Origin of the sequence: Janibacter melonis (genome assembly GCF_020567375.1) — a bacterium.
Classification (GTDB): domain Bacteria; phylum Actinomycetota; class Actinomycetes; order Actinomycetales; family Dermatophilaceae; genus Marihabitans; species Marihabitans melonis.
In genome coordinates this window covers 108598-119002 of sequence record NZ_JAJBZM010000001.1, presented here as the reverse complement: position 1 = coordinate 119002, position 10405 = coordinate 108598, and the positions used below count along the sequence as shown (strand labels likewise).

General features: G+C 75.1%; 7 protein-coding genes. 1 reads left to right on the top strand and 6 read right to left on the bottom strand.

Annotated features, from left to right (window positions below):
• Nucleotide 1: 1 nt before the first annotated feature.
• Nucleotides 2-877 (bottom strand): class I SAM-dependent methyltransferase, encoded by an 876-nt coding sequence (locus tag LIV55_RS00535; protein ID WP_229298877.1) that lies wholly within the window; start codon nt 875-877, stop codon nt 2-4.
• Between the two features lie 62 nt (nt 878-939).
• Between LIV55_RS00535 and LIV55_RS00530 the strand changes: the two genes are divergently transcribed.
• Nucleotides 940-2190 carry a glycosyltransferase family 4 protein gene (locus LIV55_RS00530; RefSeq protein WP_229298876.1) on the top strand — a complete coding sequence of 417 codons (1251 nt, stop codon included), beginning with the start codon at nt 940-942 and terminating at the stop codon, nt 2188-2190.
• A gap of 61 nt (nt 2191-2251) precedes the next feature.
• Here LIV55_RS00530 and LIV55_RS00525 read toward each other — a convergent pair whose 3' ends face one another.
• The 5 genes from LIV55_RS00525 to LIV55_RS00505 all read right to left on the bottom strand — a co-directional run bounded on the left by LIV55_RS00525 (nt 2252) and on the right by LIV55_RS00505 (nt 10401).
• Complete coding sequence (locus LIV55_RS00525; protein WP_163562367.1) at nt 2252-2401, bottom strand: DUF2613 family protein; 150 nt, start codon at nt 2399-2401, stop codon at nt 2252-2254.
• 75 nt (nt 2402-2476) lie between these two features.
• The gene (locus LIV55_RS00520; protein ID WP_229298875.1) at nt 2477-4204 is read right to left on the bottom strand and encodes an MmpA family trehalose lipid delivery protein; all 1728 of its coding nucleotides are present in this window, start codon (nt 4202-4204) and stop codon (nt 2477-2479) included.
• Nucleotides 4201-5298 carry a glycosyltransferase gene (locus LIV55_RS00515; RefSeq protein WP_229298874.1) on the bottom strand — a complete coding sequence of 366 codons (1098 nt, stop codon included), beginning with the start codon at nt 5296-5298 and terminating at the stop codon, nt 4201-4203. The genes LIV55_RS00520 and LIV55_RS00515 overlap by 4 nt, the downstream gene beginning before the upstream one ends.
• Nucleotides 5295-6140: a glycosyltransferase family 2 protein gene (locus LIV55_RS00510; protein WP_123091671.1), complete on the bottom strand. Its 846-nt coding sequence runs from the start codon at nt 6138-6140 to the stop codon at nt 5295-5297. The genes LIV55_RS00515 and LIV55_RS00510 overlap by 4 nt, the downstream gene beginning before the upstream one ends.
• Nucleotides 6121-10401, bottom strand: coding sequence for an alpha-(1->3)-arabinofuranosyltransferase domain-containing protein (locus LIV55_RS00505; RefSeq protein WP_229298873.1), 4281 nt, complete (start codon nt 10399-10401; stop codon nt 6121-6123). The genes LIV55_RS00510 and LIV55_RS00505 overlap by 20 nt, the downstream gene beginning before the upstream one ends.
• Nucleotides 10402-10405: the final 4 nt, after the last annotated feature.

The window sequence follows — 10405 nt, the reverse complement described above, 5'->3', positions numbered from 1 at the left end:
ATCACGCAGGCGCGTGGGCCACGAGCTGCAGGGTCGGGCGCAGCGCCGGGCGCGCCAGCCGGGCGGCGACGACGGCCGGCACGCTCGCCACCGACGCCGCGAGCATCGGGCGCGAGGCCAGGACGCCACCGGGCGCCGGCCGCCCCCGGCGTCGAGCCAGGCTCGCGACCTCGACGCTCAGGCTGTCGAGGACCGGGCGACGCACCTCGACGTCGACGAGGCCCGCGTCATGAGCGGCCCGGGCGAGCGAGCGCGCCGTGAAGAAGCGGACGTGGGTGGGGTCCTCGAGCATCCACCAGTGCTCGCCGTGCAGGCGCAGACCGCTCGAGTCTCCGGCAGGGGTGATGAGGCTGAGCGTGCCGCCGGGTCGCAGCAGGGCGCGGGCCGTCGCGAAGGTCGCCGCCGGGTCGGCGACGTGCTCGACGACATGGATGCCGTAGACGAGGTCGTGGCGGCCGAGGTCCTCGCCGGCCATCTCCTCGACACCGCCACGGTGCAGGCGTCCGCGGCGGGTCACCTCCGGGTCGACGTGGACCCCCAGCTGGTCGGGGTCGACGCCGGCGACCTGGGCGCCGTCGTCGAGGAATCGGCGCAGCAGGTGCCCGGCGCCGTAGCCGATCTCGAAGACCGACGCGGGGACGCCGCCGCGTACGAGCAGCCGGTAGGTGAGGTCGAGACGGACCCGGTCGAGGGTGGCCTCCCCTCCGTAGGCGAGGTCGCGGTGCGACGCCGGGCAGTGCTCGAGGTCGCGCTCGAGGTGGCCGCACTCCTCGCAGCGCCACAGGACCTGGTCGCGGCCGATCGCCCAGCCCCGGCTCCACGAGCGGCAGATCTCACACGCCCGCGACCGCCCTTCGCCTACCGTCCGGTAACCCACGGGGTTACCCTAACCGTCGCACCGGGGGCGCCCCGGTGGCCGAACGGGAGGACGAGGGCCAGGTGGCACGACGGAGCTCGACGACGAGCCGCGCCGACGGGGCGCTGCGCATCCTCTACCTGTCCTGGCGCGACCGGGAGAACCCCGAGGCCGGGGGTGCGGAGACCTTCACCGAGCGCACCTCCGAGGTCCTCACGGCCCAGGGGCACGAGGTCGTCATCCACACCGCCCGCTTCCCCGGGGCCCGACGCGAGGACCGGCACGGCGACGTCGTCGTGCGCCGCCGCGGCGGCCGTTTCACCTGCTACCTCCACGGGCTGTGGCACGTCCTGCGCCGCGGTCACGAGTACGACGTCGTCCTCGACGTCCAGAACGGCGTGCCCTTCTGGTCGCCGCTCGTCTCGCCCGTCCCGGTCATCGACGTCGTCCACCACGTCCACAAGGACCAGTGGTCGGCGGTCTTCGGCCCCCGGCTGGCCCGGCTCGGCTGGGCGCTCGAGTCGCGCCTGGCCCCGTGGGTCTACCGGCGCAGCCGGTACGTCACCGTCTCGCGCTCGACCCGGGACGAGCTCGTCGGTCTCGGCGTCGACCGCGAGCGGGTCGACCTCGTGTACTCGGGCAACGACCGCCCCGCGGACCTCGACACCTACGCCGCGCTCCCCCGCACCGCGGAGCCGAGCCTGCTCTTCCTCGGCCGCCTCGTCCCGCACAAGCACGTCGAGCAGGCCGTCGACCTCCTCGCCGAGCTCGAGGTCGACCACCCCGGTCTCGTGCTCCACGTCGTCGGCGACGGCTACTGGGCCGACGAGATCGTCGCGCACGCCCGCGAGCGCGGGGTCGCCGACCGGGTGCGGATGCACGGCTTCGTCAGCGAGGAGGACAAGCACCGGCTGCTCGCGACCTCCTGGGTCGTCGTCATGCCCTCGCACAAGGAGGGCTGGGGCCTGACGATCGTCGAGGCCGGGCTGCACGGCACGCCCGCGGTCGCGTACTCCTTCGCCGGCGGGCCGAGCGAGTCGATGGTCCACGGCCGCACCGGCCTGCTCGCGGACGACCGGGCCCAGCTCGAGGAGCACGTGCGCACCCTGCTCGACGACCCGTGCCTGCGCGAGGACCTCGGTCGGGCGGCGCGCACCTACGCCGCGTCCTTCGACTGGCACCGCACCGGGCTGCGCCTCGAGCACGTCATCGCCTCGGTCCTCGGGCTGGCCCCGCGCCACCAGGACGACGTCATCGACCTCGACGCCCTCCTCGCGCCCCGCGACGCGGCGCTGGAGCACCGTCTGCCCGAGCCGGAGCCGCTGCGGGCCTGACCGCCGGGCACGACGAAGGGGGAGGACCGGCCCGGTCCTCCCCCTTCGTGATGCGTGGGACTCAGCTGTCGTACGAGATCAGCCGGGTGTGCTCCTGCGGCGTCTGGGCGCTGCTCTGGACCTGGACGATCGAGAAGATCGCGACGGCGGCGAGCAACGCGCCGATGACAGCGCCGGCGACGTTGTAGGCGACCTTGTTGTCGTTGTTCACTGCACGTCCTCTCGTGGGTTCCGGCGTCAGTGTAGCCGTGGCGTCGCGCCCGCGAGGGCGATGCTCGTCACGATGTTACCCGCGCGTCGCGTCGTCCGCGCGACGCCGTGCGGGCGCCCGCCGGTGCGCCCGGGCCGCGCCGACGAGGACGAGGAGCGACCCGAGAACGGCCAGGACGAGGCCGACCGGCGCATCACGTCGCGGCGCGACCGAGGTCGGCCCGAGATCGGTGAGGGTGAGCCCGCCCTCGCTCACGACGACGGCTCCGCCGAGGTCGGTGCTCGTCGTGGGGTCGCCGGGCTGGCTCGCGTCGAGCAGGACGTAGCGCACGCCGAGCGCACGCAGCCGCTCGCGCTGCTCGGCCGCGGGGGCGTCGCCGCGGAGCAGCTCGCCGACCTCGGCCGCCCGCGGGTCCTCCCCGACCACCCGTCTCCCCGACACGGGCAGGTCGTCGCTGCGCACGACGTCGCGCCGCACGAGCCGGTCCCACGGGTCGAGCACGACCCGACCTGCGTCCCAGGGGTAGGCCCGGTAGGTGCTCCACGGCAGGACGAGGACGGCGCCCTGCCCGGGTGCGTCGTCGACGGCGGCCGCGGCCGAGACGTACGCGGCCGGGTAGTCGACGCTCCCCCAGGCGCCCGCGCTCCCGAGGGCGAGACCCGGCAGCGTCGCGACCGGCCACACGACCGCGGCGACGACGAGGACGACGCCGGCCCGTGCTCGCACGAGGCCGTCGACGACGGCGCCCGCGGCGACGGCCAGGAGCAGGACGGCGGGGGCGAGGAGCTTCTGCGAGTCGCGGAGCAGGCCGGCGCCGGGCACGTGCTCGACGAGCGCCGTCGTCAGGGCGGCACCGGGCCCGGTGGCCGGGACCACGGCGAGGACCAGCGCGAGCAGCCCGACGAGGGCCGCCGAGCGACGGCGGGGGTCGGCCCACCACGACCGCCGCGCGAGGGCGGCGACGAGCACGGCGAGGGTGAGCAGGAGGGCGACCCCGGAGACGAGCACCCCGGTGCGCTCGACCGGCCACGACGGCTCGTGCCAGATGCCGCCGCCGAGCAGGGCCGAGCCGAGGAGGCCGAAGGGGGTGTCGGCGGTCGTCGCGAAGGCCTCGACCCCGGAGGGGTCGGCGCTCCACGGGGCCGCGGTGAGGAAGGGCCACCACCACGCGGCGGAGACCACGAGGCTCACCACGGCGACGACGGCGAGACCGCGCGCCCGGTCTCGTCGTCCGGTGCCGGCCGCGACGACGGCGACCGCCGCGACGATCGCGGCGAGCAGGGTGGTGGTCGACCCGCCGAGCCCGGCGAGCACGAGGAGGACGGGCAGCGCCCAGCGCTCGCGCGCCGGACCGTCAGCGCGGGCCCGCACGTGGGCCACGGCTGCGCCCAGCACCCACGGGAGCAGAGCGAGGCCGGCGACGTAGACCCAGTGCCCGATGGCCAGCCGCTCGGCCACCCACGGGTTCCACGTCATGAGAGCGGCGGCGGCGACGCTGCCCGGCCGGGTCGTCGCGAGACGCCCCGCACCGGCGCCGGCGACGACGAAGGACCCGAGCAGCACGACCTTCTGCACCACCCAGCCGGGCACGAGCGTCGAGACGAGCGCGACGACGAGATCGCTCGGGACCGCGCGCGGGACCGAGCCGTCCACCCCCAGCGTGCGCGCCGACAGCGGCAGCTGCGGGGTGAAGACCATGTCGTAGTGCAGCGTGTACCCGGGGGCCAGGGCCGGCCCGAGCGCGAGCACCCCGAGGACGAGGCCGACGAGGGCCCCGAGACGGGCGCCGCGCAGCGTGCTCACGAGCGGTGCAGCGCCTCGACCTCGGCGAACGCCTCGCCCATCGCCGCGCACTGGGTCGGCAGGTCGTGCTCGGCAAGCATCCGAGAGCGGTTGAGCGCCCCGACCTCGGCTCGCCGGGCGGGGTCCTCGAGCCATCCGACGAGCGCGTCGGCGATCGCCTCGACGGAGTCCTCGACGAGAGAGTTCGGGGCGTGGACCGCCTCGTCGTTCGTGCCGCACGCCGTCGTGACGACGGGCAGCCCGCTCGCCTGGGCCTCGAGGTAGGCCAGCCCGAGCTGCTCGGTCCACTTCCACGTCGGGCGCGGTGCGGTGACGAAGACCGCGGCCGAGCGCAGCAGAGCCGCGACGCCGGGCGCGTCCAGGGTGCCCACGTGCTCGACCCCCGAGCCGGGTCGCGCGGCCGCCTCGTGGACGAGGTGCTCGAGCGGGCCGCGGCCGGCGACGAGGAGCCGGGCGTCGGGCACCCGCGCCCGCACGACCCGCATCGCCTCGAGCACCCGGTCGATGCCCTTGTTCGCCGCGAGCGGCGAGGCGAAGACGACGACGGGCTCGCTCACGGGCTGCTCGGCGGGCACGAAGAGCTCAGTGTCGACGCCGGGCTTGACGACACGGATGAGCTCGTCGTCGAAGCCGCGCGCGAGGAGGTGGTCTCGCGCCGCGTCGACCATGCACAGGAGCAGGTCGGCGTCACGACAGCTCTCGAGGGCCTGCCGGTAGGGCGGCACCCGGTACAACGGCTGGTCGGGCAGGTTCTCCCACGTGATGACGGCCTGGAGGGGGTGGGCCCCGCGAGCCCGGGCCCGCCGACGCCACGCCGAGGCCTGGCCGGTGACGAGCGAGCACAGCTCGAGCGAGGTCACCCAGTCGTGGTCCTCGGCGCGCTGCTCGTCGAGCCCGCGGACCCAGGCGAGCGCGCCGGCCTCGACGAAGCGGCGCACCGGGCGCACGTAGGTGCTCGGCACCCAGGTGATGTCGCCGACCGGCTCCTGCTGGGCGAGCGCGGTGACGTGCGTGCCGGGCATGCGCGACATCCAGTACAGCTCGCGCCGGGCCCGCTGGTCGGGCAGAGAGACCCACAGGAGGCGACGGGTCACCCCTTCGTCCCCCGCGCCCGGTCGGCCCGCCCGCGGCGGGCGCCGAGGGCGTACCCGACGACCTCGAGCGATCGCATCGCGACCATCCCGGCGGCGTGCCCGGGGTCGCGCAGCAGCCGCCGGTGGTTGCGGGCGTACGAGCGCAGGACGGCGCGGCCCTGCGCCGAGACCGCGCCCTCGTGCTGCGCGGCGAAGGCGGGGATGCTGCGGCCGTAGTAGTAGCGTTTGCGCAGGACGTCGGCGATCGTCAGCCGCCCCTCGTCGTGGTCGACGATCACCGGGGCGAGCTCGATGTGGCGACCTGCGTCGCGCAGCCGCATCCGCAGGTCGGCGTCCTCCGGGCCGGACATCGACAGGTCGAAGCCCGCGTCGCCGAGGAGCAGCTCGCGACGCACGAGACGCGGGTTGTGCAGCCACGGGTCGTCGAGGTAGCACTCGCGCTCCAGCGCGCGGCAGGCCGTCCAGAAGCCCTCGCCGACGGTGCGCTCGGGCAGCGCGACGGCCGACGCACCGGTCGCCAGGGCGGTGTCGACGGCGACGTCGATCGTGCGCGCCGGCAGGACCATGTCGCTGTCGAGCCACAGCACCCACTCGCCGCGGGCCGCCGCGATCCCGGTGTTGCGCTGCGCGCTGCGCTCGGGCCCGGCGACGACGACGGTGCCGGCGAGCTCCCGCGCGATGCGCGGGGTCGCGTCGCTGCTGTGGTTGTCGACGACGACGAGCTCGACGTGCTCGTAGGTCTGCGCGACGACGGAGCTCAGGCAGGCGCGGATCGTGCGCTCGTTGTCCCGGGTCGGCACGACCACGGTGACGAGCGGTCGCTCAGAGCTCGACGGGCTCATCGCTGTCCTCCTTCTCGACGGAGCGCCACAGGGCGCCGGTGACGGCCCACACGAGGCCGGCGGCCACGACGTGGTGGGGCACGAGCGAGCGGGCGACGACGTCGGCGCTCACGGTCGGCCACACGTCGCGGCCGAGGACGACGTAGAGCACGACCCCGGCGAGCACGAGGGCGACGCCGCCGAGGATCAGCATGCCCGACCGGGCCCGGGGGTGCCGGGCGAGGGCGACGGCGGCGAGCCCGCCGAGCAGACCGCCGACGCCGAGGAAGAAGCCACCGACGAGGACGACCGCGACCTCCGCCGCGACCCGGGTCCGCAGCGCGGCCGGCAGGCGCCGGTGCGAGGCCGTCGCACCGGGCGGCGCGTCCACGACGGCGCCGGTCGAGGGCGTGTCGTCCGGCGTTGGGTCGACCCGCTCCCCCGCGTCCGGGTCCTCGAAGACGTCGTGGTGCTCGCGCGTCACCCCCGCGAGCGCGGGGGCCTGGTCGTCGCGTCGCCGCCACCGGGCGAAGGGGGACCCCTCGCGGCCCGGTCGCACGGCGCGCGGCACGACGGCGCGGTAGAGGAGGACGAGGCAGACGAGCAGGGTGAGCAGGCTCACGCCGAGCGCGACGTTGGCCCAGCGCTGCGGCGCAAAGTCGATGTGCACCGTGTGGGCGGCGTTGTCCTCGACGACCCAGCCGACCGCGTAGCCGTCGACGACGACGGGGTCGCCGAGGTCCTCGCCGTCGATGCTCGCCCGCCACCGCGGGTCGAAGCCCTGCCCGGTGCTCAGGACGTAGGGGCCGAAGGCGGGGCCGACCTCGACGGTCGTGCCGAGGTCAAGGTCGTCGTGGACCTGGGTCACCGGAGGGGGCGTGGGTCGGGCCACCGTGCGGCCCTGGACGTCGCGCAGGGTGAGGTCGTCGAGCTGCCAGCCCCCGACGGGACGCAGCTGGTGCTCACCGGCGGAGAGCTCGACCCGCTCGCACGCACGCCACGTCGTGCCGTCCGAGCCGGGGCCGGCGAGCGGCGCTGCCGGGTCGCTCGGGCGCATCCGCACCGGCTCGCCGTCGAGGGTCGCGACGCTCACGCACGAGGCGGAGCCGTCACCGGGCTCGACCCGGACGTCGCGGCCCGTGTCGATCGTCGTGAAACGGGCGGGGCGACCCGCGAGGCGGCCGTCGACCCGGGTGATCGTCACCCGCACGGTCCGGCCCCGCGTGCCCTCGGGCAGGTCGAGACGGGTCCGTCCGCGCCCGACGTCGTAGCGCCCGACGCTCTCGCCGTCGACGCTCACCTCGACCTGCGACGCGTACTGCGTCTCGTCCTCGCCCTCGGCGTCGGCCTCCTGCCTGATGACCACGCGGTCGACCGCGCGGGAGGGCCCGGAGACCTGCCACCACGCGTCCTGCATGTCCTGCGAGGGGACCCAGGCGGTGCCGGCGTCGCCGTCGGCGGCCCGGGACGCCCGCACGAGGGGGTTGTAGAAGTCGTAGGCGCTCGACGTCATCGTCCACCCGCGGGTGTCGTCGAGGAGCTCGTCGTAGACCGGCTCCACGTCCCCGTCGACCCGCACGTGCGCGCTCGCGCGGTACTCGCGGTCGTCGGGCACGGAGAGGTCCCGGACGAGGAAGCGCTCGGTGTCGTCGCTGGCCGACGCGGAGCCCGTCACCCGGCGCAGCAGCACGTCAAGCGGCATCTGCGCGAACTCCGCTCGCTCCGCGCTGCTCAGCTCGCCGTACAGCCGGTCGAAGGTCTGCGGCGTGCGGACGGTGCGCTCGGCGACGAGGTCGTCGCCGAGGTCGATCTCGGAGATCCCGACGAGGCTGAAGCCGTCGCCGGTGATCCCCGTGACCTCGACGCGCACCTCGTCGGCCTCCACTCCCCCGAGGTCGACGCTCACCGGGCGGGTGCCCTCCACCGGCACCCGACGGGTCGTGCCGCCCGCGGAGACCTCGAGCTCGCTGATCCGCACGTCGCCGAGGGCCGTCGGGGTGATCCGGACCCGGCCGATCTCGCGGGCCTGCGGCAGGCTCGCGGTGAGAGAGGTCCCCTCTGCCCGGCGGAAGTCGCCGAAGAGCCAGGAGGTGCTCGGGTCGCCGTCCACGGCGTTCTGCGGGACGCCGTACGGCAGGTCGAAGAAGGCCCCGCCCTGCGAGGTCGCGCTCACCTGCACCCCGCTCGTCACGAGGACGCTCTGGTCGGCCGGGTCGTCGCCGAGGGTGCGGCTGATGCCCAGGGGCACGTCGGCGGGGAGCGGGGCACCCTGCCCGGCGGTGAGCCGGTTGGGGATCGCGTCACGCCGCTGGTTGGTGTCGGTGAGCACGAGGCGCGAGCGCTCCTGCTGCAGGGTCGAGCGCAGCTCGTCGACGCTCACGTCCTGCGCGTAGCGGAAGCCCGGGTTCTCCTCGAGCAGACCGGCCGCGGCCATCGACGCGACGGCCCACCCGTCGCCGGCGACGAGGTACTGGCCGTCGAGGGCCGTCGCGCGCACGACCGGACGGGCGTCCTGGACGCCGTACAGCTGCAGCGGGGGCAGCAGCGCCTCGGCCTGGCTGGCCGGGGTCGACCCGGGCGCGAGGGTGTTCTCGCCGGGGCGGCCGAAGTTCGCCACGCCGCTCAGCCCGGGGTCCCCGGACAGCGCGTCCGCCGTCTGCCCCGGCCGGGCCCCGCCCCACGGCTCCCAGCGCACGTCGTGGCGCAGGAGGACCTGGTCGGCCCCGAGGTAGCGCGCGTAGACCGAGGTCTCGTGGCGCGGCTCGGTCCCGGACTGGAGGGTGTCGTCGAGGGCGGCGAGGAAGTTCGCGCCGGGCGCGGAGGTGTTCGGCGTCGTCTCGGGGATGACGGCGTCACGGGTGAAGAGGGAGTTCGGCAGGTCGTCGGGGCGCTCCAGGCTCCAGCGGTAGGCGCTGCGGGTCTGCCCCGGCAGCACGAGCACCCGCCCGCGGTCGTCGCCGGCGTCGACCTGCCGGGCGGCGTCGTGCCAGTAGCCCGGGACGTCGAGGGGCGAGATGTAGAGGTTGCCGGTGAAGGCCGGTGCGGTCCACGCGAAGAGCGCGACGAGCGTGCCCGAGACGGCGACCGGTGCGAGACCGGGCGTGCGCAGCACGCGGGGCACGACCTGGACGGCGGCCAGGCCGAGCGCGAGGGCGAAGAAGAGGGCCAGGCCCGCGCCGATCTTGTTCGTCGTGCGGAAGGCGAGGAGCGCCGGCACGAGGTCGAAGGAGCGGGCGAGCAGCCAGGCGAAGGGGGAGCTGCCCGACGCGGGGAAGAGGCCGACCATGACGACCGCGACGAGACCGGTCGTCACGGCGATGAGCCGCTCCATGCGCCGCGGCACCCACCGCAGCGAGGCCAGGGCGGCCGCCGGCCACAGGGCGGTGAGCAGGACGAAGACGGGCTGGGCGACGTAGGCGGCGTACTGGGGCACCCACGGACCGCTCGCGTCCCGGCCGTAGATCGCCCACAGGCCCAGCCCGCGCAGGACCTCGGTGAGCGAGGACACCTTCGCGATGCCCTCGAGGGTCTCCGAGCTCTCGACGATCTGCCCACCGGTGGTCAGGGCGGCGGCGGCCGGCACCAGCCAGTAGAGCGAGAGCAGCACGACGAGCAGCCCGCAGCGAGCGGTGACGGCGAGCACCTGGCGCCAGCGCAGCCCCTGCTCGTGCCGGACGGTGATCGCCAGCGGCAGCAGCAGGAGGAGCTGGAGCACCGGCACGATCGCGACGTTCATCCCGCTCATCGCGGCGAAGACGAGGGCGAAGGCCGCCGGCCAGCCCCACGAGCGGGGGGCGCGCAGGGCGCGCACGTAGGCGACGAGCAGGACGGGCAGGAGGGCCAGCGGCAACGCGATCGCCAGGGTCGACCCGGCCGTCACGGTGTAGGGGTTGGCGACGTACGCGACGCCGGTGACGAGACCGGCCCAGCGCGAGGCGCTCGGCACGAGGGTGCGCAGCAGACGTGACGCGCCCCAGGCGGCGAGCACCCAGAGCCCGAGGTGGAAGAGCTTGAAGGAGAGCTCGGGGTCGAGGCCGAGCGCCCCGAGAGCCGTCGTCACGAGGAGCACCGGGACGAGCCCGACGTTGAAGTTCGGGGAGCCGAGGTAGGGCGAGCTCGTCCACGACGAGAGGTAGTGACGCAGCATCTCGCCGGGCGCGAGGTACACCTCGGGCTTGATGTCGGTCTGGAAGACCCCCCAGCTGTTCGCGAGCACGACCGTCGAGAGGAGGGCCAGGAGGAGCGCCACGGTCAGGCGGTAGCCGGTCACAGCTCGGCGCACTGAT